The sequence below is a fragment of the Microbulbifer sp. ABH2_005 genome (genome assembly GCF_056160005.1).
Genome location: NZ_JBSWWI010000001.1, coordinates 2,323,750 through 2,346,542, shown reverse-complemented (window position 1 = coordinate 2,346,542; position 22,793 = coordinate 2,323,750). Strand labels below are relative to the sequence as shown.

General features: G+C 50.5%; 20 protein-coding genes. 7 read left to right on the top strand and 13 right to left on the bottom strand.

All coding sequences use genetic code 11. The features are described from left to right. Window positions 1–1,029: 1,029 nt before the first annotated feature. On the top strand, window positions 1,030–2,097 hold the full coding sequence (locus ACXAFI_RS10170) for an endonuclease/exonuclease/phosphatase family protein (protein ID WP_475108703.1): 1,068 nt from the start codon (window positions 1,030–1,032) through the stop codon (window positions 2,095–2,097). 389 nt (window positions 2,098–2,486) lie between these two features. Here the strand turns inward: ACXAFI_RS10170 and ACXAFI_RS10165 are convergent, their stop codons facing one another. The 4 genes from ACXAFI_RS10165 to trmA all read right to left on the bottom strand — a co-directional run bounded on the left by ACXAFI_RS10165 (window position 2,487) and on the right by trmA (window position 5,656). Continuing rightward, window positions 2,487–3,041 carry a BON domain-containing protein gene (locus ACXAFI_RS10165; RefSeq protein ID WP_475108702.1) on the bottom strand — a complete coding sequence of 185 codons (555 nt, stop codon included), beginning with the start codon at window positions 3,039–3,041 and terminating at the stop codon, window positions 2,487–2,489. 34 nt (window positions 3,042–3,075) lie between these two features. Beyond that, window positions 3,076–3,585 (bottom strand): hypothetical protein, encoded by a 510-nt coding sequence (locus ACXAFI_RS10160; protein WP_475108701.1) that lies wholly within the window; start codon window positions 3,583–3,585, stop codon window positions 3,076–3,078. Window positions 3,586–4,023: 438 nt separating this feature from the next. Further along, on the bottom strand, window positions 4,024–4,221 hold the full coding sequence (locus ACXAFI_RS10155; protein WP_475108700.1) for a hypothetical protein: 198 nt from the start codon (window positions 4,219–4,221) through the stop codon (window positions 4,024–4,026). A gap of 346 nt (window positions 4,222–4,567) precedes the next feature. Beyond that, window positions 4,568–5,656 carry a tRNA (uridine(54)-C5)-methyltransferase TrmA gene (gene trmA, locus ACXAFI_RS10150; protein ID WP_475108699.1) on the bottom strand — a complete coding sequence of 363 codons (1,089 nt, stop codon included), beginning with the start codon at window positions 5,654–5,656 and terminating at the stop codon, window positions 4,568–4,570. 55 nt (window positions 5,657–5,711) lie between these two features. Between trmA and ACXAFI_RS10145 the strand changes: the two genes are divergently transcribed. Next, window positions 5,712–6,116 carry a secondary thiamine-phosphate synthase enzyme YjbQ gene (locus ACXAFI_RS10145; RefSeq protein ID WP_152453301.1) on the top strand — a complete coding sequence of 135 codons (405 nt, stop codon included), beginning with the start codon at window positions 5,712–5,714 and terminating at the stop codon, window positions 6,114–6,116. 9 nt (window positions 6,117–6,125) lie between these two features. On the opposite strand, the gene ACXAFI_RS10140 is transcribed toward ACXAFI_RS10145, so the two are convergent. From ACXAFI_RS10140 to ACXAFI_RS10100, 9 genes are all read right to left on the bottom strand, one after another. Further along, complete coding sequence (locus ACXAFI_RS10140; RefSeq protein WP_475108698.1) at window positions 6,126–6,461, bottom strand: TusE/DsrC/DsvC family sulfur relay protein; 336 nt, start codon at window positions 6,459–6,461, stop codon at window positions 6,126–6,128. 8 nt (window positions 6,462–6,469) lie between these two features. After that, the gene (gene tusB / locus ACXAFI_RS10135) at window positions 6,470–6,760 is read right to left on the bottom strand and encodes a sulfurtransferase complex subunit TusB (RefSeq protein ID WP_475108697.1); all 291 of its coding nucleotides are present in this window, start codon (window positions 6,758–6,760) and stop codon (window positions 6,470–6,472) included. A 1-nt stretch (window position 6,761) separates the two neighbouring features. Beyond that, window positions 6,762–7,124, bottom strand: coding sequence for a sulfurtransferase complex subunit TusC (tusC, locus tag ACXAFI_RS10130; RefSeq protein WP_475108696.1), 363 nt, complete (start codon window positions 7,122–7,124; stop codon window positions 6,762–6,764). Between the two features lie 2 nt (window positions 7,125–7,126). Continuing rightward, window positions 7,127–7,558 carry a sulfurtransferase complex subunit TusD gene (tusD, locus tag ACXAFI_RS10125; RefSeq protein WP_475108695.1) on the bottom strand — a complete coding sequence of 144 codons (432 nt, stop codon included), beginning with the start codon at window positions 7,556–7,558 and terminating at the stop codon, window positions 7,127–7,129. 26 nt (window positions 7,559–7,584) lie between these two features. Then, complete coding sequence (locus tag ACXAFI_RS10120) at window positions 7,585–8,268, bottom strand: Bax inhibitor-1/YccA family protein (RefSeq protein WP_152453311.1); 684 nt, start codon at window positions 8,266–8,268, stop codon at window positions 7,585–7,587. 178 nt (window positions 8,269–8,446) lie between these two features. Continuing rightward, window positions 8,447–10,894: an endonuclease/exonuclease/phosphatase family protein gene (locus tag ACXAFI_RS10115; RefSeq protein ID WP_475108694.1), complete on the bottom strand. Its 2,448-nt coding sequence runs from the start codon at window positions 10,892–10,894 to the stop codon at window positions 8,447–8,449. A 9-nt stretch (window positions 10,895–10,903) separates the two neighbouring features. Next, a complete protein-coding gene (locus ACXAFI_RS10110) occupies window positions 10,904–12,178 on the bottom strand; it encodes a glycosyltransferase (RefSeq protein ID WP_475108693.1) in 1,275 nt (424 codons plus the stop codon). Further along, the gene (locus tag ACXAFI_RS10105; protein ID WP_475108692.1) at window positions 12,175–14,418 is read right to left on the bottom strand and encodes a hypothetical protein; all 2,244 of its coding nucleotides are present in this window, start codon (window positions 14,416–14,418) and stop codon (window positions 12,175–12,177) included. The genes ACXAFI_RS10110 and ACXAFI_RS10105 overlap by 4 nt, the downstream gene beginning before the upstream one ends. Next, the gene (locus tag ACXAFI_RS10100; protein WP_444921941.1) at window positions 14,418–15,125 is read right to left on the bottom strand and encodes a TVP38/TMEM64 family protein; all 708 of its coding nucleotides are present in this window, start codon (window positions 15,123–15,125) and stop codon (window positions 14,418–14,420) included. The genes ACXAFI_RS10105 and ACXAFI_RS10100 overlap by 1 nt, the downstream gene beginning before the upstream one ends. A 306-nt stretch (window positions 15,126–15,431) precedes the next feature. Here ACXAFI_RS10100 and ACXAFI_RS10095 point away from each other — a divergent pair, with 306 nt between their 5' ends. The 5 genes from ACXAFI_RS10095 to ACXAFI_RS10075 all read left to right on the top strand — a co-directional run bounded on the left by ACXAFI_RS10095 (window position 15,432) and on the right by ACXAFI_RS10075 (window position 22,740). Then, window positions 15,432–16,754: a TolC family protein gene (locus ACXAFI_RS10095; RefSeq protein ID WP_475108691.1), complete on the top strand. Its 1,323-nt coding sequence runs from the start codon at window positions 15,432–15,434 to the stop codon at window positions 16,752–16,754. Window positions 16,755–16,756: 2 nt separating this feature from the next. Continuing rightward, window positions 16,757–17,863, top strand: coding sequence for an efflux RND transporter periplasmic adaptor subunit (locus ACXAFI_RS10090; protein WP_475108690.1), 1,107 nt, complete (start codon window positions 16,757–16,759; stop codon window positions 17,861–17,863). A gap of 18 nt (window positions 17,864–17,881) precedes the next feature. Then, complete coding sequence (locus ACXAFI_RS10085) at window positions 17,882–21,571, top strand: efflux RND transporter permease subunit (RefSeq protein ID WP_475108689.1); 3,690 nt, start codon at window positions 17,882–17,884, stop codon at window positions 21,569–21,571. A 119-nt stretch (window positions 21,572–21,690) separates the two neighbouring features. Beyond that, on the top strand, window positions 21,691–21,969 hold the full coding sequence (locus tag ACXAFI_RS10080) for a hypothetical protein (RefSeq protein WP_475108688.1): 279 nt from the start codon (window positions 21,691–21,693) through the stop codon (window positions 21,967–21,969). Between the two features lie 126 nt (window positions 21,970–22,095). After that, window positions 22,096–22,740, top strand: coding sequence for a hypothetical protein (locus ACXAFI_RS10075; RefSeq protein ID WP_475108687.1), 645 nt, complete (start codon window positions 22,096–22,098; stop codon window positions 22,738–22,740). Window positions 22,741–22,793 lie beyond the last annotated feature (53 nt).

Genomic DNA, 22,793 nt, shown 5'->3' with positions numbered 1-22,793 from the left:
GGTGGTACATTGGTTTTGGGATCAATCATGCTCTTCATCGCTGTAAAAACTAATCATTCTCCTTACGTGGTATTCTCAACTTATTTAGACGGAGGGGGCGGCAAGCTATTCTTTTGCTTCTGGGTACTTCTAGCTGCAGCCACATCTCAATTTATATCAAACTTGCGTAGATCACTGTAGTGCCTTGTAACAAAGCTATCATACACGCCGAACGTTGTTGGGCTGGACAAACTTTCCGACGCTCGAATTTGTGCTGGACGCTTACGCTAGCACAAATCAATCACCAAAAAATTTGCCGTATATAGCGGCGTTATATTTAAGACTTACCCACGTTTAGTAGACACCCTGTATAGTTAGGTTTAGGCCTAACACGGAGTCAGAGTATATGAATTTATAAATATTAAATTTTCTCAGAAGATAGGCCAATAGATATTAGCCTTTGACATACCTCTCGAGCTTCAATGCCCTGAGTTGAGTATGAATATAAAGAATGAAGAGTATTACGATGCTCTGTGAGCGGAGAGCGGAAATTCCTACCCAAGTTGCTCAGGTATGGTTAATGGTGTAGAGTCTCCCTTGAAACACATGGCCTCTAAATTTACGGCGAAAACTACTGGCTCAAGTCTCTCGAGAGTACTATAAGTGCTCTTTGAACAGTCAAGCACAATCACTACTGCAAGTGATGCGCTGGTTGATTCTCGCGGCCTGTAAAAGCTTTCCGCTATGACCTAGCACTAACTACATTTTTCTAGCCCCTAGATCTAAAAATTCTTCAGTAGATCTTTATTCAACTCTATTAGATTTACTGGCCATATTATCCATGCATGTAGCTTTCAGGTAAGTATTCCAATACTATCTACTTGAGTTGGAAAGCAGTGAATAAAGCGACACTGGGATATCTGCTAAATTTTCGAATTAGTCTGGAGGAAGTTAAGTGTGGACTTTTTGTATGGGTATCTTCTATCTAACCAATAGATTAGCCGAGCTTATATTTTGATGTTTATATTCATAGTAATCTATAGCGTTGTAATGGCAATATTTACCCTGCTACCTACTTTAAGGTATGAGGCTTGGTATATACGCGGATTTGATTTCCCGAGATTGCAGTTCTCAATATTGTTAATTTTTCTTTTGATACTTCAATGTATTTTTCTTGATTTCAGTAGTCCCATGTCTTACGGCTTGGTTCTGGTTAGTATTTTTTGCTTAGGATGTCAGTTGTGGCGGATAGTTCCTCACTTGTTTCTTTTCCCAGTTCAAGTGGAGCGTGTAAGTTCACGGGAAGGAAATCTTGAGGAATACGATAACATTAGTATTTTGACTGCTAATGTACAAGGTTCAAATAGAAGAGCAGCAGACTTTTTAGATATCGTTAAGCGGCATAATCCGGACATTATACTCACACTTGAGTCGAATAAGTGGTGGCAATCTCAGCTGGATACGTTAGAACCAAGCTATCCATATACGATAAAGTGTCCTCTCGAAAATTTATATGGGATGCACGTTTATTCCAGGCTCCCTTTGTCGGATAGTCAAATACAATTTTTGGTTGAAGATAATGTGCCTTCTATGCACACACTGGTTCAGACTCCTCAAGGCCATACGATTAATGCTCATTTTTTGCATCCTGCCCCTCCAAGTCCAACTGAAAATGACACTTCTGAAGAGAGGGATGCAGAGCTCCTGGTTGTTGCAGAAAAAGTGAAAAACAAGACTTCGCCTATTATCGTTGCAGGCGACTTTAATGATGTGACTTGGTCTCGTACTACACGACTATTCAGAAAAGTTAGTGGGCTGCTAGATCCACGTATTGGGCGAGGCCTGTTTAATACTTTTCATGCTAAATATTGGTTTATACGTTGGCCATTGGATCATTTGTTCCACAGTAAACACTTTAAACTACTAAGTATTCAACGTTTACAGGGGTTTGGTTCTGACCATTTCCCCTTATTAACCCATTTACAGATTCAGGCTCAAGTTGTAGCTGATGAAAGTACAGAATCATTGGCACCAAGAGAGGAGGGCGTAGCTCAAGAAAAGACTGCTCAGCAAAATGTTGATGCTAGTGATGTGGCTTCTTTGGGAAGCTCAAAGTAGTTGGTAGAGTTGCTCTAAGGCATATAGTGTTATGCCTTAAGTTTTCAGGTGTTAGTGATTAATTTATACTTTGACTAATGGCTAAGTAATAGTTCGGCAATGACTTCTTTTTATATTGTGGGGTTGATTCGGGGGTAGAAATGCTCACTGAACCTTATAAGGTCGTCATGAAAGGATAGAATGGGGGTTGCGGGTTGGCAAAAATGGTAGAGCTAAATTTATGTAAATTCGATGGCGGTTAGATTGGGCAAGCGATTAAGGATCATTCACTTGCACATACATGCTGTCCGTTCTTACTGCTGATTTTTATTAAAATCCGTTTCTTGTAGAAAATTGTTGGATAAATATTTATAGAGTGGAGGGGCTGCTTTGCAGCCCCTCAAGACTTATTATCCGGTTACTTTTAGCTTATTAACCACCTTTTGCACATCGTCGGTATTCTCTGCGATGGTCTGCGCTAGGTCTTTCTGAGCGCTAGACTTGACGGAGCCTTTAAGGGTAATCGTGCCTTCTTGTGCAGACACATCAATCTTAGTTCCGGAGACTTCTCGGTCAAGCAATAATCGTGTTTTTACAACGGTGGCAATCTTGGTGTCTGTATATTCCTTTGAGATGCTTTCTCCAAGGCTTTCTTTGTTGACGACAGTAAGTTTGTTATTAACTTTCTTGACGCCATCAATGCCAGTAATTAGCTCCTCTGCGAGACGTTTATCGATATTACTTTCCACCTCGCCAGTTAGTATGACTACGCCACTGTTGACATCAGTATCAATGGCAAAATTGTTTAGGTTCTCATTGAGCAGTAGGATGGCTTCTGCCTTTCCGTCGAGCCAAGCATCACTCATGGTTGAGCTTTTCTGATCTGATTTTTCCCCTGCCATAGCGCCAGCTGAAAAAGATACTGCGATGATGGCGGCGCTAAGAGTGCTTTTCATAAGGTTCATAAATTACTCCGTTCTTTGCTTGTGACACAATAACTCAAGCAGCTTTCATGCCAAGTTTTTCTGATGATGTGTTTTTGTTTTTTTCTTGGTTAAGGGTCACAAGGTGTTTTTCTAGTTGCTCGATAGCTGTTTGTTGCTTTGCTGTTAGTGCGGAGAGCGCCATTCTTAGGTGGCTATCGCCTGTGGATTGGATAACTTTCAGCTGATGAAAACTCTGTAATTTTTCACATTCAATGAGTCTGTTGATTAGTCTTTTGGGAGGATGTTTTATGATTATGGCAATTGGACGCCGTTCTATTATCCACTTTTTTGTCGAAAGTGAAGCGTTGAAGGAGGCTCCGTCAAGTAAATTTTTTACATTCTCATGTAGATCTTTCAAATTCTTGAAAGTCTCCCTAATGCCTAGATTTCCTATATTGCCTAGACCGGTTTTATAAAATAGCCTGGCATTTAAGCTTAGGTAGTAGATGGTGTTTATTTCATGCTCTATTGATTGTTGTGATAAGTTTGATGACGCCGATGGTTTCACTGGTAGATGTGACATTTTTTTATCCCTATTGAATTCTGTGAGTTGAGGTAGGTTTCAGTGCCTACTATTTGGAATTTGTAAGTTGTTCGTTGAGTTTCTTTTAAAGAAGTTCAAGCTTTTATTCTGTGGTTGAGCGATGGGTAGTGATTTATAACTGTAGGATGGTTTTATATCGGGGCAGTGTCGGCCAGAATCGGAGGTGCTGATTTCTTGAGTTCTGGGTGATTGCGGGCATGAAAAATATAGTTATGAGTGTTTTGTTCTAATGTCTTAAATTTGAGTTCCGTATTCTATTGCTGTAGTTGGCTCCCGGATTCTTATTGAATGGAGCCTGCTTGAATTAAAATCTAATAATTAATTGATCTCTAGGGAAACGATCTGGGGCGTTTCCCTAGGGTAGATTTTTAGCAATATAAGGATTGGAAGGGTGTTTCATATCCCCTTGCAAAACAACTAGCAGTCGGTATCTTTTGCATTGGCCCCTTCTTTAACTTCTTCACATGCATCTTCAATCTGATTGCCGGCTTGCTCAGCTTTGTTGTCGATTCGCTCTCCGAGGGTTTCAGCAGATTGCTCCTCACAGGCTGCGAGAGAGAAACTGAATACTGCTGCGAGTAGAACTAAACTGAGTTTCTTCATTGAATTGTTCATGAGGCTCTCCTTTGGTCGAGTTTTGGATCACTAAACTCTTTGCTAAAACTTGCTAAACAAAAAAGTGTTTATTTCAATACACCAGATAACTGTATCTGTAATAAAGCAAGAGCTATGCCAATTTGTTATTTTCAGTTTTTACAGGGTGAAAGGCTATTTTTACTGTTGGTAGGGCTGGAGACGTGAAAATATTTCAAGGGTCTATGTAATATCTTCACTTACTGCTCCTAGCAGTAAGGAAAGCTATCAAGCATTTTATTGTGAGATGGGAGAGATAATAGAGGTGAATCGAAGTAGACTTGGGGGGCGACACAGTGATGCCCCCAAGTATTAGCCCAACAGGGTTTTATTTACGAACCAGCATTAGGCCGGTTTCTGTGTGGTCTGTGTAGGGGAATTGATCAAATAGGGCAAAGCGCTCTATACGATGGGTTTTGCTTAAAAGCTTGAGGTTTTCCAGTTGGGTTTCCGGGTTGCAGGAGATATACAAAATACGAGGAAAGCGCGCAACCATCGCACAGGTATCCTCATCCAGTCCTGCACGGGGTGGATCTACCAATACCGTGTCAAAATTGTAGTCATCTAGATCTATGTGAGAGAGGCGGCGAAATGGCCGAACCTTGTCTATAGCTTGGGTAAATTCCTCACTGGATAGACGCACGATATCCAGGTTGGTGACGCCATTGGCTTGAATATTTTCCTGGGCAGAATTGACCGAAACCTTGGAGATTTCGGTGGCCAGTACCTTCTCAAAATTTTCACTGAGAGGAATGGTGAAGTTGCCGTTTCCGCAGTAGAGTTCAAGCAGGTCGCTGGAGTTTTGCCCGCAGGCATTCTTGGCCCAGTGGATCATGGCGCGACAAATGTGCCCATTGGGTTGGGTAAAGCTGCCTTCTACTTGTTTGTACTGATACTTCTTGCCATCGATATCCAGTTGCTCGGTGACGAAGTCTCGCTCTAATACGACTTTCTGCTTGCGTGAGCGGCCCAGTATGGGAAAGCCCAGTTTTTCCTGCAGGGCTGTGGCTTCTTGCTCCCAAATTTCATCCAGCTTTTTGTGATAGATGAGTGTAATGAGCGCGTCACCACTCAATGTGGTGAGGAATTCGGCGGAGAACAGGCGTTTGCGCAGCACCTCGTTGCTGTTAACAGCCTCCAGTGCCTTGGGCATCAGCTGATTCATCAGCTCTGAACCCACGGTGAATGTATCGATGATAAAAGGCTTCTTGTATTCGCCTTGGCGATACATAGCGTAATGGGCTACGCCGCCTTCATGCCAAACCTTGAACTCGGCGCGAAGCCGGTAGTGGATGGGGGGCGATGGAAACAGCTCGGGCTCCAGGTCGGTGAATTCCCGGTAGGCCTCGGCCAAGCGCTCGGCCTTTTGATGGAGCTGTTGTTGATAGTCGTCGGTGTTAACGCGGTGCAGTGCCATATTAGAATACGGTAGTCTCATTGGTAGAGCGGGCGCGAATTATATAGGAATCCGTATGGCAATAGGTGAGATTGCAATAAGAGTGTCGGGACAGGGGCTTCAGGAGTTTACTGGTCAGGTGGCTGATTGGGTTTCCAGGCAGAATGTGGGGGAGGGGCTTTGTACGCTATTTATTCAACATACCTCGGCGAGTCTGTTGATTCAGGAGAACGCAGATCCCAGCGCACGCAGGGATCTGGAGCACTGGCTCAATCGGTTGGTCCCTGAGGATGACCCCCTATACACCCATACTCTCGAGGGACCGGATGATATGCCGGCCCATATCAAGGCGGCTCTAACAGCCACTAGTCTCTCCATCCCCGTGCTGAATGGGCGACTTATGTTGGGCACTTGGCAGGGGGTCTACTTGTGGGAGCATCGTCACCATCATGGCGAGCGCAGAGTCATTCTTCATATCTAAGCGCCCATCCTAGAGACAGTTGGTGGGTTTGGGCAGCCCGGCGATTTTACTGGCAACCTTGGCGGGGCTGGGGGGGAATAGTTGCATCAGATAGATGCTGCGCCCTTTCTCCGGGCCCAGACGTTGACCGATAAACTTTACTAATGGGCGCATGGCGGGAGAGAGCTCGAATTGGCGGTAGAACTCCTGCAGTAGCTCAATCACTTCCCAATGTGCACTCGAGAGCTCTATCTCCTCGGCTCGAGCCAGCTCTTCGGCGACATCGCGGTTCCAGTCATTTAAGTTGCGCAGGTAGCCCTCTTTGTCCAACGGAATTTCCTGGCCATTTACATTCAGGTTGCTCATTGTTTGTATCACCGGAACCAACTGACGATGGGATTATGCTCGGTGCACAGCTGCACCCAGCGGGTGTCGTCGATCATCTCTACCGAGTCAGATGCCGAGCTAGTTTGCAATCCGCGGGCTTGGCTATCGGCTGATAGGCAGTAGATCTTTGTTTTGTGCAGACCCTGAAGGGTTTGGTGCTGTAGGGCGTAGACCCCATCTTCGATCAAGAGCAGGGCATCGCCTTCGGCAAGGCTCTGCAGGCAATCGTGCAGGGCTTGGCAGCTAAAGGGAGATTTACTGACAACATGTAAGGTCATATTAAAAGCTCAACACACACTGATAAGTAGCGATCAACTCTCCGGGGTTGTCCACCAGGGTCACCTCTGCGCCGGGTATTTGAATTAGATCAGGGCCAATACCTCTCTCCTCCAGGCTGTGTTGACAGACATAGAGTTGCTCGACACCAAACATGGGGAGCGCCATGAGATTACGGCGCAGGCTTTTTTGTTCTATGGCCTCTGGGGCTTGGTTGTCCAGCAGTTGAAATACGCCATCGCCCAGGAAGAGCAAGTCAATTTCCTGCTCCATAGCTGCGGAGGCGAGGACGGCTTCAATGCCCTCTCTGGCTAGGGCGCTACCGTAAGGAGCAGCTCGGCATAGGGCCAGGGTTTGATTGCTCATTGTTAGCCTCCAAAAGTGATCAGGCGCTCAGAGTTGGCCGCAGCATCGGTAAGCTGACCGAGGCCGGCCAGCTCGAAGCCCTCTGCGAGATTGGCTGCGGGCTTTTCCAGGCGCTGAGCCTCCCGCTGGCTTAACACGCCGCGCCTCTGTGCGGCGGCAATGCAGACGACTAAATCCAGGTTGTGCTTTTGCTGTAGCGTCTGCCATTCACGGATCAAGTCGGCCTCGTCTTGGGGAGGGGCGGCAATCGTGTTGCCGTTTTGTACGCCATCGCAGTAGAAAAATATCCGGTAGATTTCATGTCCTTCAGCCAGTAGCACTTTGGCAAAACGCAATGCACTGGCGGCGGATTGGGAGGCGTGAGGAGCGGAGTATATTGCCAGGGAAAACTTCATAGGGGGCCAAATAGTAAAATGCCCCGCAGAGCGGGGCATTGGGACTTGCTCAGCAGTGCTGGTGCTTAGTCATCAGAGGATGCGAATCCAAGGATGTGCAGCAGGCTGGTGAACAGGTTAAAGATATTCAGGTACAGGGAAGCGGTGGCCATCAGGTAGTTAGTCTCACCGCCATTGATGATGCGACTGGTGTCATACAGGATGAAACCTGACATCAACAGGGCAACAACACCACTCAGGGCAACGCTGACCAGAGGCATATGAATGCCGAAGAAGCCCGCGATGATGACTGCCAGGAAACACACCAGGACAGCGATCAGGCCGACGGCCAGGAAACCACCCATAAAGCTGAAGTCTTTGCGAGTAGTCAGTACGTAAGCAGACAGAGCAAAGAAAATCAGGGCAGTGGTACCCAGAGCTTGCATGACGATCTGGCCGCCGCCAGCGAGGCCAAGGTAGTGGTTGAGCAATGGACCGATGGATGCGCCCAGAAGACCGGTGAATGCGAACACAACACCTACACCGGCGCTAGAGTTGGCGGTGCGCGGCAGTACGAACCAGATCAGGGCCAGGGCTCCCAGGGAGCAGATCAGGCTCATGCCTCGGCCCATACCGACGGCCATGGAGATACCAGCTGTGACAGCACTAAAGAGTACGGTCATGGCCAGTAGGGCATAGGTATTGCGCAACACTTTCGCCGATTCCGAGCGGTCCAGTGCGCGGGTATTTGTATAAGCTTGCGGTTGCATTTAGCGACTCCTGCTATTTAATCGATACCGGAATCATATAGCTCGCGGTGGGGACCATCAAGTCGGTAAATCCCTTTTAAGCGCTGGCTATAAATCGAGATGAATTCGAAAAACCGTAGTTTTATTAGGGGTTTAGTCGAATCTTCTCCTGCTAATAATGAGGGCCTCGGGGAATTTTTCAAGTAGGTTTAGTTGCTCCCGGGCGAAAAGGCACCTCGATATCAACAATTAATGGCAGGTGGTCCGAGGCCTGCCGGGTGAGTGTAGTACGGGGCACTCGCACTTTTTTTACCGCGATGCCGGCACTCAGGAAAACATGGTCGATGCGCACCTTCAGAAAAGTGCCTTTGGGAGTGTGTTTGGGGGCCTGTTCCTGGGCGTCGCGCAGGTAACCAGTTAGTCGCTTGCACTCGGCAGAGTTGGGCAGTGCGTTGAAGTCGCCGAGTAAAATTCGCTCGCCCTTACAGCGTGGGTTCCCCAGCCATTCTGGCCCCAGCAACGCATCCACCTGGCGCAGGCGTTCTATACGGGAGAGGCCCAGGTGGGTGTTGATCACCTGGATCTTGCTGCCATTGTGTTCAATTTCTACCCAGATGGCACCGCGAGGTTCATCGGCAGCCGGATTGAAGAGGCGCCCCTTGCCCTCGGGTGGTCCCGGCAAAATCCCTTTTTTGATCAGCTTGGCTGGTAAATGAGTAAGAATGGCATCGCCGTAGAGTTCTTCATTGAGGTGAATGGCGGGCTGGAAGTGCACATCCATCGCGAGCAGCCGCGCCAGCCGCTCTGCTTGATCGAGCCCCCCGCTGCGTTTACGTCTCACATCTAACTCCTGCAGGGCGACTATATCGGGGCGGTAGCGGGCGATTACCCGGGCGATACGCTGGGGTGACAAGGTGCCATCGGTTCCCTGGCAGCTGTGCACGTTATAGGTCATCACCCTGAGGGTTTTTTGCGGCGGTTGATGTTCATCCAGTTTCATGGGGCGGGCGCCGCGCAGGTAGGCCCTCGCAGCAGTGCGCAGATCCTGTGGGCGCCAATAACCCAGGCGAGGGTCCGGAGGCTGGATATCTTGCGGCATCAGGGCAAAGGCGTGGGTTTCCCTGGGGCCGGCGGCGCCGTGGCTGCCGTTTTCCATCGCGAAGGTCAGCGGTTGCTCTTCAGTGGAGCACCAGCCGTACATCATAAAGTCGCCGGCGTCTGGGTGGCTGCACAGGCTCACCATGTCGGCTATAGATTGTTCGGGATAGGGGTGCTCGTCTCCCATCAACTTGCGGCCATCCTCCGGCAATCGCACCGGGCCGTGTTTCCACCAGCCGTGTACTGGGGAATCTGCTGAAGTGGGGTCCACCCGATAGAGCACCAGAGGTATTTTGGCCTCTTCAACGATCTTGCGGGCGACCTCCTCGCGGCTAATATCCCCCAGCTCCAGGTTATAAAGCATGGCCAGTGGACCGAGGGCAGTGAGCGCCAATGGCCTTTTCTGAGCAGTCTGCTCGGTTGGTTGCTCCTGCTTTTCAATATCCTCTTTATCCATCCACTCGCTGCCAAACAGGCGCGCGCGCTCCAACTGAACGCCGTGCCTGGTCTGGCCAGGTTCAATTTCTGGTGGCTTGGCGAGCCCAGAGAGTGTTTCTGACAGGGCATCGCCAAGGCTGCGGCCATAAATCTCTTCGTAGGGTTTGGTTTGTTCCTGGCCGTGATCGGAAAAAATCCACACATCGTAATGACGCCGGTCAGAGACATGCGCAGCACGCCAAATTCGGGCCACGGCATCGTCAATGCCCTTCAAAACCCAGTGGGCAAACGCCGAGCGTGGACCGCGGCGGTGGGATTGCTCGTCATAGCCGAGCAAATTGACATAGATAATGGGCAGGCCACGGCTGATATCGACCTTGGCGCCCATAGTGCAAAACTCCCGCGAGAGGATGGTGACGCCGACCCGGGTGGGGATAAACATCAGTTCCTTTATAAAGCTTTGCCCCTGCAGGACCCCGCGCACGCAGTCTATGAGCGAGAGTAATAATTCCACCAAAATTAGCGCGCCCGTACGTATCAGGCTCCATAAGTTGCTGAGGATAAGGACTGCGATGGTCCATGGGCTGGCGCTGCGCAGGGCCGGCCCCCAGCCTTGATCGGCCGGGCAAAAGTGGGCTTCGCCGGTTTTGGTGCCGGCGCGAAATAGGCTCAGGTAACAACTTCCGCCGCGCAGCAGCGGATCGCGCTGCTGGAACATGTCTCGGCTTTCCACCAGCGCGGCTACTTCAGGATCGTACATGCGGCCTAGCTTTTGGGTTTCGTGTACCAGAAAGCCAAAGGCCGGTACCGCCTGGCGCACGCCATAGAAAAGTTCTGCCTGAACGGCGGGGGTGGTGGAGGGGACCCCCGAAAACATGTGCTCCAAGCGGTAGTGCTCTTTGCGAATCAAACGCTTCAAAAAAGGCATCCTGCCTCTGGCCAAGGCCTTTAATAATTCCGGGTGGGCCAGGCCGTCGATTTGGATCAGGATTAAGCCCGGAGCATGGGGTTGACGGCCACTGGTAGAAAGTCCCAGCAACTTGGCGATCCACTCGCTGCGGCTGAAGCGGCGGCGCCAGCGCCTGATGGATAGTCCGACTCGGCTTATCATAATCTGTGATTACGGCTCTGGTGCCTGGCCAAATGCGGCGCCTGCGGCGCCGGTCAGCCCCTCGATAATCTCCCACTGGGCGCCGATAAGGTTGCGCATACGCATCCACTGGGCAAAAAGAGAGTCATCCATAGCCCAACCGTATTTCAGAAGCGGTTGATAGAGATCCAGGGCCCGCTGCGCGCAGCTGTGCATGGAAAAATCCCGTGCGGTGTTCAGGGCCTCGCGATTGAGGGCTTGACGCTTTTCTGTGGGGAGCTGGTAAAGCCAGCGAATGGCGTCGATAAAGCCATCCAAATTGACATCCGTCACCAGGAGTCCATTTTTGCCGTTGCGCACCATCTCACGTGAGCCGTTGGCATCCAGGGCGATAACCGGCACACCTCCGGCCATCGCTTCGGAGAGTACCAGTCCCTGGGTTTCACTGGTGGAGGCGAACACAAAAGTATCCATCGCGTTGTACATGTCCCGCCGTGCTTCGCCGAGCACCGCGCCGGGCATGTGCAGCCGTTGGGCCAGGCCGCGGCTGGCAAAGATTGCCTGCAGTTCCTCCTCAAGAGGTCCGCTGCCGGCAAACAGGAAGTGGCTGTTTTCCTCATCACGCATAAACCGGGCTACCGCGTTGCAGAGAAAGCGCAGGTTTTTCTCCTGCCCGAAGCGACCCAGATGGCCCACCACAAAAGCGGACTCGGGAATGCCCAGGCGGCGGCGTACCTTGCTGCCGTCGCCGTTGTTGTAATCCTCTAATTGAACGCCGGTAGGAACCTCGGCGATAGGGGTCTGCACGCCGCGCTCGCGCAGCAATTTGACAATACTGTGGCTGGGCGCCAGTACTAGGCTCGCGAGGTTGGCATAGCGGGTGGCGAGCTCAACTACAAAGCGCTTGAGCACCTGTGAGTCTGCCGGCACGTAATGGGTGTAGTGTTCGTAGAGTGTGTGGTGGGTAAAGACCAGAGGCAGTTCCCGCTGTCGCGCCACCCTGAGGGCGGTCATTCCCAGAAGGAAAGGGTGGTGCGCATGCACAATATCTGGCTTAAATTGATCCAGCCGATCGCTCAAGTCCGGTGAGAAAGGCAGTGCTACCGAGAAGTCACTGCCGTTGAAGTTCTGGATTGCGTGGATGCGGACTACATTCTTTTCCCCGGCGATTTTCTCTGGGAATTCCGGAGCCACTATCAACACATTGTGACCCCGCCTGCGATATTCCTCACTAAATGCGGCGACCGAGTGCGCCACGCCACCGACGTGGGGCAGATAGGTATTGGTCAGCATGACGATATTCACAGGGGTTTTAACTCCACAGACTCTAGCCCCTCGCCAACCAGTGTGGGTGGAAAGCCGATGGGGTTGACGGCTATGGCAGGCGGCTTTCCATACCAGTCTGCCGTCCAGGATACCTTCGGCTGAATTCCGGGCGTGATTTCCAAGGAAATCACGCCAAAGCGGGTCGGTGCCGGGCCGAAGCAAATGGGTTCCTTGGCGGAGGTATCCTTGAGCCACTCCGGTGGTAATCCTGAGACCAGAATCAAGGCGTCCTGTTCCTCCCGCACAAAGCAATTGCGCTGCATGGCGACCCACTCCGCAGCCGCCCAGGCATGCTGTCCATCCCCCATACAGCCACCCAGAGAGTGGGGATGAATGGCTTCCGGCCACTGGCCTGTGGGAGAGGCCAACTTGGCGACATTGCGCATCAATTCCAGGCAGCGCCGGTCCCCGGCGCGCAGTAAGACCTGGGCGATATGCAAAGTGAGATAGGCATTGATACCTGAGTGGATCATGTCCTGAAAAAAGCCGCCGCTGACAAAGCAGTTGTCGATCAAAAAGTCGGCCAGATCGGTCAGCCGGGGATTATCCGGTGAGTAGAGCTGCAGCGGGTAGCCGGCCACCACCGATCCAATAGCTCCAGCATCCAGGCGCCGGTTGGGAGAGGCGGGCATGGCGGCGCGTCCGAGACGCTCTTGAGCGCCGTTAAGGCTCTCATCGATGGTGCGCTGGAAATCGTTGGCTGCGGTGTTGAACCGATGGGCACTGTCGTCGATGCCCTCTCTGGTGCAAATCTCGGCCGCGGCGTGTAACCCGGCCACTCCCCAGAAGTCATCCCAGTAGTAACAGTCGTTGGGGCCCAGGTGTTCAGCGCTAAAGCCCGCAGGAAGCAGTCCGGCACAAAGGCTGCCATCCTGGGGTAGGCGTTTGTTGATGATCCATCTGGCACCTCTGAGGATGGGGTCACACCAGAACTGCTTGAGGGGCCTGTTGGCCAGCTGGCAATACAAGTTGAATATCCAAAGCGCCTCGCCGTTGGAGTCCCACTCACCGTCCTGGGAGTGAAAGAATCCGTCCCGCTTCTGCCGTTGAGGAAACTGATCTAAAGCGCGTTCTGCACGATCTATTAACCCCGCATAAAGCAGTGACTGGATCATAAATGCGGCATCACGGAACCAGAATCGCTTGTAGGTATAGGGGCCTGGGTAGACATCTTTGGGGGAGTGCAGGATCAATGTGCGAATGGCAGAGTCGTAGAGGAACTGGAAATCTCTGTCTGGTACCTTGAGCGCACAGTGACCGGCTAAACTTTCTTCCCAGCTTTTCGCTTTTGTGTCTTTTGGGGTTTCGGAGTCCAGGGGGATTGAGACCTCAAGCTTTAGGGGCTTGTGGCGCTCTAAACGAAACATCGCTGCCGCGGTGGCCATTCCCACATCGCACTCGCCTTGCATTCGGCCGGTCAAGTCCTTCAGGTGCAGGTAAATATCTCCACCGCGATAGTTCGATGCTAAGTGTTTGTCGATGGGCTGGCTGAATGAAACCGCCTGTTTGTCCTCAATCAGCCAACCCTTGCCCTCGTCATTCAGCCGGGCTTTATGCACAAAGCTGACCCCTTCAGGGTTGCAAGGGCGCAGGGCTACCAGCAGCCAGCCGCCATCCCGGCAACTGGCTTTGAGCTTTATTTTGCAGTGGGGCACGCCGCTCTGTGCTGTCACCGCAACATGATTTCGCAGTTTTAGGCCTCTGCGGGCAGACTCTGTGACTACAGCGAGGTTGTCAGCCAGTTCCTGATGCTGCTCACAGTAGGTGAGAGAGGCTGGGGTGAGTTCTTCGCCACCGTCGCCAATCACCCAGGCATCTATGGACCAGCCGTCGTAGTACGGCGTTACCATTCCGCGGGGGTCGACTACGGGCAATGCCTCGCAGTCGGGTAGCCCCACAGCGGTCCAATTGCGGTGACTGAGGTTGCAGTGGGTTATTGAAAAGGCTCTGGGGATAAACGAATTGTCACGTGGGTCAAACTGGCGCTGTATCCAGTAGGGCCAAATCCAATCCAAATTGTGTTGGATCACCTTGCTATTGATCAACGCACGGGCGTGGAACACCGCCCCCGCACGCAGGAGTTCGATGGGCTCACTCACTTCAGAGGGTTCTGCAAAGCGCTGCAGATGCGCCATCAGGGTCAGTGGGTCGAGGAAACCGTGGGCGGTGGCGAATCGGCGAACAAAGAAACGCCAGGGTAGCCATTTCATCCAAGGCATTAGAGGTCCTCTTCTTTCACGATCTTCTTCAGGGCGCGTCGCGCCATACGGGTCAGGCCGATCAAGGCCAGCACGGCGAGTACAAAGCCCATGATATATAGCGCCCATTGCACCGTAGTGCGTTCTTCCACCTCGCCCAGGGAGGTGAGATCTGCGGCGATGGAGCCCACATACACATTGTTTAGTGTGATGGGAATAACCCCCAGGGCATTGCCTAATACAAAGTCCCTCAGCCGCACCGGTGTCAGTCCAAAGAAGTAATTGGAAAGTTTGAAAGGGAACAGCGGCACCAAGCGGGTCAGCATAATCATCTGCCAGCCCTCACGCCTTATTACTTCGCCCACGGTGGCGGGTTTGATATGGGACATAATCCAGCGTGATGGTTTTTCTCCGAGTAGATAGCGGGCGATTAGAAAGGCCAGGGTAGCGCCGAGAACCGTCCCTGCCAGCACGAGTAATGTCCCTTTTACAACACCGAAAACAAACCCTGCTCCCATAGTAAAAATAATGCCCGGCAGCAACAGCACGATTGCCAGAGCAACGATCAGAACGAACAGCAGGCTGGTTTGCCAGCCCCGGTCATTGAGCCACTGGAAGAGTTCGATCAGTTGTTCATCCAGGTTGAAATAGTGCAGCAGGCTGAGCGCCCCGGCCACGGCGATCAGGCAAATCAGAATCACAATTACCGGGAGGAACTTCGCCGCCATAAAACTGCTCAGGAGCTAACAACAAACGGTTTTGATTGCCGCCAGTTATTAGCCTAGCCAATGGAAAAGGGCAGGTGAAACTTCATAGTGGCGTCCCTGGGTTTTTAATGGGGTAGGGGAGTTCATAAAGCGATGGTCCATCCGGGGAAGGTATAAAGCCGATATGAAAAATAGAAATATTAAGAGTGATGTATCGGATGGCGTGGGGATAGGCGTATGCACTTAGACGTGTTCACTAAGCACATATACTTACTTGAATAATTGCATATTGAGCGGGTGTGTGCTGCTGCCAGGAAGGGGTGATCGTTGTTCAAGGGCGGGTTCGCAATATGGGTCTTTATCGGCGCTGCCTGGAGCTCTGTCCCCGAGCCCGTGCTTCCACTCAATGAAGCTGTGCAGACGGCGATTCGAGCAAACCTGCGGGTGCAAGGTGCCGCACTGGAAGTCGATGAGGCAGGCGATTCAGTTGAGGCTTTGAAGACCCGCCGCTATCCCCGGCTTGAACTGGATGCCGCCATCAATCGCAATCTCACTACCCAGAGCTACACCTTCCCTGAGGGTAGCCTCGTTCCCGATTCTGAAATCGGTCCAATACCGCCAGAAAATGTGGAGATCACCACGGAGGAGGGAACGACTAAGATTGTTTCCTTTAGTGCGCGCCAACCATTAACCAGGCTTTACACCATTGCTCTGGAAATTTGTGAAGGTTATGTCACCACCGAGATGGCGGTGCAAAAAGTGCGTTGGACCCAGCAGGATGTTGCCTACCTGGTGAAGCTACAGTATTTCGAGGTGGGCAGGATCCTTGGCGATTTACAGGCCATTGATGAATCCATTCTCTTTTTGAGCTCACTGAGCGATCTGGTGCGCAATTATGTCGATCAGCAGGTAGCTCTGGAATACGAGTTGCTGGATGTACGCGCCCGACTAGCCCAGCGTCAGCTGGAGCGCCAGCGCCTGGTTGATGAAATGATCACTGCCAAAGAGCGACTGAATGCTTTAATGGGGCGCGATGTGGAAACGCCATTTAACGTTGAGCATCTTCCACTTCCCCATCAAGTCGTCTATGACACCGATGAATCCCTGCTGCTGGCCTTTGATCAGCGCGCCGACTTCATTGAGTCGCAACTGGCCATAGAAAAAGCGGAGTACAGTTACGACGTCAAAAAATCAGAATACATACCCGATGTGGATATCCACTTCAGCTATATCAAACTCTATAACGTCAATCTGATTCCCGATGCAGAGGCATTCGTTGCATTGGATTTCCGTTGGGAGTTTTTTGACTGGGGGCGTAAACGCGATGAGCTGGCGAGTCGCGCGAGTAAGATCGCCGGGGCAGAAGTGAAAATGGGCGAAGTGCGCAATCAAATCGAAATTGAGGTGCGCGATAGTTTGCGCAAACTGCGTACCTCACAAGAGTCGGTGGGCGTTGCCCGAGAACTACAGGCGGCCTATCGGGAAAAGCTGCGGGTGATGATTAACCGCTATCGCGAACAGACAACGCTTCTGACCAATGTCCTGGAAACAGAAACCCAGCTTGAGCGCGCCAACAGCGATTACAACAAAGCGGTGCTATCTGTTTGGGGGGCGCTGGCCGAATATGAAAAAGCGGTTGGGGAGGTGTAGCGGTGCTACGTTCCACCCCATGGCTGCTGCTTCTACTCTTACTTGCTGCTTGTCACGGCGAGCCGCCGGCAAAGCAACCGGTGCCTGTTCAGACCACTGTCGTGCGCACTGAAACGGGCATTGAGGGTTTTCCCTACTCTGCAGTGGTTAATCCCTATACCCAGGTCAATGTGGCTTTTCGCACAGAGGGTTATATCGATGAAATCCCAACCCGCAGGGTCCTGGGGGAAACCCGCATACTGCAGGGCGGGGACCGGGTGATACAGGGAGAGCCTCTGGCAATAGTCAATGACGAGCAATACCGAGATAAAGTAGTGGAAGCCGCGGCGAATGTGAGTAAAGCAGAGGCCGCAAGGCGCAAAGCGGATTTGGATTACAAGCGTGCCTCAGCCCTGTTCGCCACCGCAAGTATTACCGCACCAGATTACGATGCAGCCAGGGAAGAGTACGAGGTTTCACAGGCTGCAGTGGTGGGTTCGAAAGCACGGCTCGATAACGCCAAAGAGGACCTCAATGACACGGTGCTTCGCTCCCCCCTCACCGGGGTCATACTCCAGCGCAATATAGAGGTTGGGACCCTGGTACATCGGGATACTGTGGGTTTTGTCGTTGCCGACACCACCCGCGTAAAGGTGGTCTTTAATGTACCCGATGTGGTCTTGCGCTATGCCAAGTTGGGCAGTGTTTTATCCATGCATACAGAATCTTTAACGGGAAAGATTTTTACGGGGCAGGTTACAGAGGTTTCACCTAAAGCTGAGGAGCGCACCAGGGTTTTTGCTATAACGGTGACGGTGCCCAATCCCGATGCCCTGCTGAAAACGGGCATGATAATGAGCCTTGTGCTGGATAAAACACAAGAGCCTCCTAATCGTGTAGTTATCCCTTTGTCTTGCCTTGTGACCCCCACCAATGAAGAGGGTGGCTTTGCGGTTTTTGTTTTGGAAGTGGATAAAGATGTTTTGCGGGCAAAACTGCGAAGAGTGGTTCCGGGAGCGGTGCTTGGGAACAGTATCGTTATCCTGCGTGGGCTGGAGGTTGGAGAGCGGGTGGTCTCTAACGGCACGGCACAGTTACAGGATGGTCAAATGGTGAGGGTGGTGCCCTAGTGCTTTAAGGGAATAACAATGGCGGTTAAGGACGAAAAAACCAGAGAGGAAATCCTGGAAGCGGAGAGCGAGCACCGCTTTAATACCGCGCGTTTTTTTGTTGATAATGCCTCTATATCCTGGGCGTTGTTGGTTGGCGTTATGTTTTGGGGCTTGATTGCCTACCTGGTAATGCCAAAAAGTAAGGACCCAGATATTCCCGTTCGTATAGCAACGGCAACGACCAAATGGCCCGGGCAGAGTGCCATTAAGGTAGAGGAGTTGGTAACGCGCCGTATAGAGAATGCCATTGCCCAGAGTGAATACTTATACCAGCCTGATGCCCGCTCTTTCGCCATAAAATCACTCACTCTTAATGGGGTCTCAATAGTACAAACCCAGTTGGCGCCTCATACCGATGTCACTAAAGCTTTTAATGACATTAATTTAAAGCTGATAGATGCGCAAAGTACGTTGCCATCTGGGGCAGAAGCCACGCTATTTAATAGCGAGTTTGGGGATACCGCAGCGGTGCTTTTGGCGGTGGCGAGCCCTCGGGCCGATGCGACGGAGATTAGTCTCAGGGCCGAGAATATTCGCGAGGCCATATCGGAAGTTCGCGCAGAGTATAAGCGCCAAGGATTGGAACAGCGCGTGAGTATTATGGTAGCCCTGCCACTTTCAGTGTATGGGGCCAATGCCATGGCAGCGTTTCGGGTATTTTCCCGTTGGCTGAAAGATGAGGGCTACGGCATCGCTTTTAAAATCCTTTCTGGACCGGGTTATATCGGTGTGGACTTTACAACGGATAAGAGCGATGAAGAGTTAATGCTCGCGGAAAAGCGATTCCTGAATGAACGGCTCAGCGCACAGAAGTTTTTCCCAGATGCCTGGAATCCGTTTATCGTACGGGATTTAGCACAAACACGTGAGAGACTGGATGCGGTGGCCGGGGCAAAATATAGCTATCGACAGCTGGATGATTTCTCCGATCTCATTGCTGCCAATATCCGTACTCTGCCCCAGGTCAAGCGGGTGCTGCGCTCAGGGGTACTGCACCAGCAAGTCGACTTGATTTACTCTCAGGAGCGGCTTGCCTCATACGGTCTGCGCCCGGATATGATCGCGCCGATACTCAACGCGCGCAATACGACTATCCCTGGCGGTACTCTAACCGTGGAGGATATGGACGTTGCAATATTTCCCAGCGGAGATTTCACCAACTACGAGGAAATAGGGGATGTGCCCATAGCCCTGAGCCAGGAGGGTACTCCGGTTTACCTACGGGGTGTATTGGATGTTTCAATGGGTTATGAGTCACCGCCGCAATTATTGAATTATTACATCAGCAGGTCAAAGCATGATGGAACCTGGCATCGTCATCGCAGTGTTAATTTGTCGGTGCAAATGCGTACCGGAGAACAGATTGGTGAACTGGGCAAGGTACTCACTCAATTACTGGATAAGGTCAGAGCTGACTTACCGCCGGATCTAATCATTGAGCGTGTCTCTGATCAACCTCGACAGGTAAAAGAAAGTGTCGGGCTTTTTATTGAGGCCTTGGTTGAAGCCATTATTCTCGTCGTGATTGTCGCCTTCATCGGTTTTTCAGATTGGCGCTCTGCTGTGCTGTTAATGATTTCCATACCGATTACTCTGGCGATGACGTTTGGTTTTATCCAGTTTATGGGGGTGGAAATCCAGCAGGTTTCTATTGCAGCACTGATCATTGCTTTGGGACTACTGGTGGATGACCCTGTCGTTGCCGGGGATGCCATTAAACGACAAATGGCCGCGGGTAAACCATCCTTTATCGCTGCTTGGCTCGGGCCAACGTTACTGGCCAAGGCGATATTCTTTGCAACCCTCACTAACGTAGTGGCTTACCTGCCTTTCTTACTATTAACCGGTAATCAAGGGGATTTTTTGCATAGCCTACCGGTTGTTATGGCAAGCGCCCTGATCGCTTCACGTATCGTATCCATGACCTTTCTCCCCTTTATTGGCAATCTCATTTTGCGTCCGCCAAAGCATGCCGAGCCCAGTTTGGCAGAAAGAAGAAAACATGGACTTACCGGCTTCTATTATCGCACCGCCAATTGGGCAATAGATAATCGGAAGCTTGTTTTGTTAGGGTTCTTAATCGTTTTGATAGCCGGGTTTGCATTAAAAACCCAGCTGAAAAATGCTTTTTTCCCCGATGATGTTCAATATCTCTCCTATGTGGATATCTGGCTGCAAAATGATGCGAGTATTGATGCTACAGATAATATAGCCCGGCAAGCGGAGCAGGTAATACGGGAGACCATTGCAGAATATCAAGGGGCGAGCAGTAAAGATCTTGATGAATCTATCTTGCAAGCTCTCAGTACTACTGTTGGAGGAGGGGCTCCTCGCTTTTGGTACACTGTAAATCCGCGACCTCAGCAGGCCAATTACGGGCAGATAATAATTCGGCTTAGCAATAAAGATTTAACCCCAGAATTAGTGCCGATACTCCAGAAGGCGCTTAGTGAAAAGATTCCGGGTGCCTATCTGGATGTACGTCAACTGCAAACAACGCCGGTGGATTATCCATTTGAGATTCGGGTGTCCGGACGGGTAACAACTGGGTCCGAAGAGGAAAAGAGGGATATTGTTATTCTGCGGGAGATTGCAGAAAAGGTAAGGGATATTGTACAGCAGTCTCCCTATGCGCGCACTGTGCGCCAGGACTGGGGGGATGAGAGTTTGACTCTGAATATGAATGTTTTGGAAGATCGTGCAGCGATGTCTGGGGTTACCAATTCAGATATCGCTCTTTCTTCATCAACAGCAATTAATGGTAATGAGGTTGCTACGTTACGCCAGGGGGATAAGGAAATACCCATTGTTGCTCGTCTGCGAATAGATCAGCGAGGGCGCTTGCAGGATATCAATAACCTCTATGTATTTGCCTCTGATAGTGAGGTTAGAGTGCCGCTGGAACAGGTTGCAACAACCGGGGTCGACTTTAGAACTGAAAGGATTCGGCGGCTAGAAAAATTTCGAACCATTTCAGTATTCGCCTATCCCTATAGTGGATTTATATCCTCGGATATTATGGGAGATGTTAAACAAGAGCTGGAAGCATTACAGAAAACATTGCCGAGTGGGTATCAGCTACAGGCTTCTGGAGATGCGGCAAATTCCAAACATGGCTTTTCACAGCTGCTCATGATCCTTGGTGTTTCTTCCGGTGCAATTTTTCTGGCCCTGGTATTCCAATTCAGTAATCTTTTAAAGCCACTAGTGGTATTTGCTACGGTACCGCTTGGGATGGTCGGTGCCTTGGCTGCGTTATATATCACCCGCCAACCGTTTGGTTTTATGGCCTTTCTGGGTATTGTCAGCTTGGTAGGGGTAATTGTTAGCCATATTATTGTCCTGTTTGACTTTATCGAAGTACGCCATGCCGCTGGCGATCCATTTAGAGAGGCGCTATTAGATGCGGGAATTTTACGACTAAGGCCAATACTAATTACTATTGCGGCTACTACCTGTGCCCTGATACCTCTCGCCTTCCATGGAGGCCCGCTTTGGCAACCCCTGTGCTTTGCCCAGATAGGAGGGTTGATCTTGGCGACTTGTGGCACCTTACTACTGGTGCCGGTGCTTTATACCGTCATGGTGGTGGATCTCAAATGGATCCGCTGGGTAGAAAAACCCTCAGATCAGGATGACAAAAGTCAAAGCACTGTAAAGGCATAGGTAATCTACTTATCAGTCATGTATCTAAGAGTGGGAATAGTCATCTCATGCTCCTTAAATAGCTGGGCATTGGCTATGGTTGGGGCTCATAACCCCAATCAGAGTTGAAAGGATGTCAGATGCGTCTTTTAATGAAAATACTGATTCCCGTTAAGAGTGGAAACAATGCTGTTGCCGACAAGTCTATGTCGAGAGTATTTAATGACTTTATTGCCTCTGCAGAGCCGAAATCCTCTTATTTCTTTCTTGAAGATGGTAAACGTGGAGCCATTTTTATCCTGGAGGAAAAGCGACAGGATCATCTGATGGCTTACAATGAAAAATTTTTCTCTGTTTTAGGTGCCGAAATCTGGATTACACCCGTTTTAAACCAAAAAGAGCTGCAAAAGCACCTTTAAGCGATGTCTGGATACTGATCGAGAACTGTTGGGACCTTAGAGTTAGGACATTATACTAATTTTCGGTTTATTTGTGGTTTTCTCGATAACCGCTTAAGTTTCCAAGCCTTTTAAAGGCTTGTAAATATGAATCCAGGAATTGCAATTTATCTGGGGTTCTATATGCCTGTTAGTGATAACAAAGGGAGCAGGGGGGTATTAATTAGTTTAAAAAATTTATTGTTTTTTTTAACTTTAGGGTTCTCTTGCAGTTCTTTAGGTGTCCAGCTTGAGAATTCTTCTAGTGGTTATTATTGGCAATCGGGTAATGGAAACATAAAGCAGCTTCATTTAACTGAGAGTTGTTCGCCATTTAAAATGATTGCAGCTACACCTCATAGCCACTACGCATCGAGTGAGCTTCTTGGGATTGTGATTTTTAGGACCATTGCCAAAGATGTTTCAACCTCCCAAAGAGTAAAAACGCCACCTATACGTCATTTCGACGCCGTCACCGAAATCGATTTCAAACCGAACTTGGCCCGTAAAAGGTACCACCGTATTTGTGATCGCAAGGCACCACAGAATTTAAACTCCTGTGCCGAGGCGCAATGGCAGTACCGTCAAGCTAAGGCTTGCTTGGAAGCTCGAGAAGACTGGGAAGTTAAGTGGGGCACTTCGGAAACCGCAGAGCCCCATGAACGAGCACTGGAGAATGTTAGAGCAAGAGTAAAGAATGCTGAGAGGGATCGGCGCCGGTATTGCGAACTCGGGAAAAATTATAAGGATTGAGCCTCTCTGAAGGGATCGAATATAGCTCCAACTTTTTGGGTAGTTCAACCAGT

What these genes read in the sequence shown, in the direction of transcription:
- ACXAFI_RS10115 (WP_475108694.1), bottom strand. Translation starts at nt 10,894, where the DNA reads ATGATAAGCCGAGTCGGACTATCCATCAGGCGCTGGCGCCGCCGCTTC.
- ACXAFI_RS10120 (WP_152453311.1), bottom strand. Translation starts at nt 8,268, where the DNA reads ATGCAACCGCAAGCTTATACAAATACCCGCGCACTGGACCGCTCGGAA.
- ACXAFI_RS10155 (WP_475108700.1), bottom strand. Translation starts at nt 4,221, where the DNA reads ATGAACAATTCAATGAAGAAACTCAGTTTAGTTCTACTCGCAGCAGTA.
- tusB (WP_475108697.1), bottom strand. Translation starts at nt 6,760, where the DNA reads ATGACCTTACATGTTGTCAGTAAATCTCCCTTTAGCTGCCAAGCCCTG.
- ACXAFI_RS10160 (WP_475108701.1), bottom strand. Translation starts at nt 3,585, where the DNA reads ATGTCACATCTACCAGTGAAACCATCGGCGTCATCAAACTTATCACAA.
- tusD (WP_475108695.1), bottom strand. Translation starts at nt 7,558, where the DNA reads ATGCCCCGCTCTGCGGGGCATTTTACTATTTGGCCCCCTATGAAGTTT.
- ACXAFI_RS10140 (WP_475108698.1), bottom strand. Translation starts at nt 6,461, where the DNA reads ATGAGCAACCTGAATGTAAATGGCCAGGAAATTCCGTTGGACAAAGAG.
- ACXAFI_RS10080 (WP_475108688.1), top strand. Translation starts at nt 21,691, where the DNA reads ATGCGTCTTTTAATGAAAATACTGATTCCCGTTAAGAGTGGAAACAAT.
- ACXAFI_RS10165 (WP_475108702.1), bottom strand. Translation starts at nt 3,041, where the DNA reads ATGAACCTTATGAAAAGCACTCTTAGCGCCGCCATCATCGCAGTATCT.
- ACXAFI_RS10170 (WP_475108703.1), top strand. Translation starts at nt 1,030, where the DNA reads ATGGCAATATTTACCCTGCTACCTACTTTAAGGTATGAGGCTTGGTAT.
- ACXAFI_RS10105 (WP_475108692.1), bottom strand. Translation starts at nt 14,418, where the DNA reads ATGCCTTGGATGAAATGGCTACCCTGGCGTTTCTTTGTTCGCCGATTC.
- ACXAFI_RS10100 (WP_444921941.1), bottom strand. Translation starts at nt 15,125, where the DNA reads ATGGCGGCGAAGTTCCTCCCGGTAATTGTGATTCTGATTTGCCTGATC.
- tusC (WP_475108696.1), bottom strand. Translation starts at nt 7,124, where the DNA reads ATGAGCAATCAAACCCTGGCCCTATGCCGAGCTGCTCCTTACGGTAGC.
- ACXAFI_RS10145 (WP_152453301.1), top strand. Translation starts at nt 5,712, where the DNA reads ATGGCAATAGGTGAGATTGCAATAAGAGTGTCGGGACAGGGGCTTCAG.
- ACXAFI_RS10085 (WP_475108689.1), top strand. Translation starts at nt 17,882, where the DNA reads ATGGCGGTTAAGGACGAAAAAACCAGAGAGGAAATCCTGGAAGCGGAG.
- trmA (WP_475108699.1), bottom strand. Translation starts at nt 5,656, where the DNA reads ATGGCACTGCACCGCGTTAACACCGACGACTATCAACAACAGCTCCAT.
- ACXAFI_RS10075 (WP_475108687.1), top strand. Translation starts at nt 22,096, where the DNA reads ATGAATCCAGGAATTGCAATTTATCTGGGGTTCTATATGCCTGTTAGT.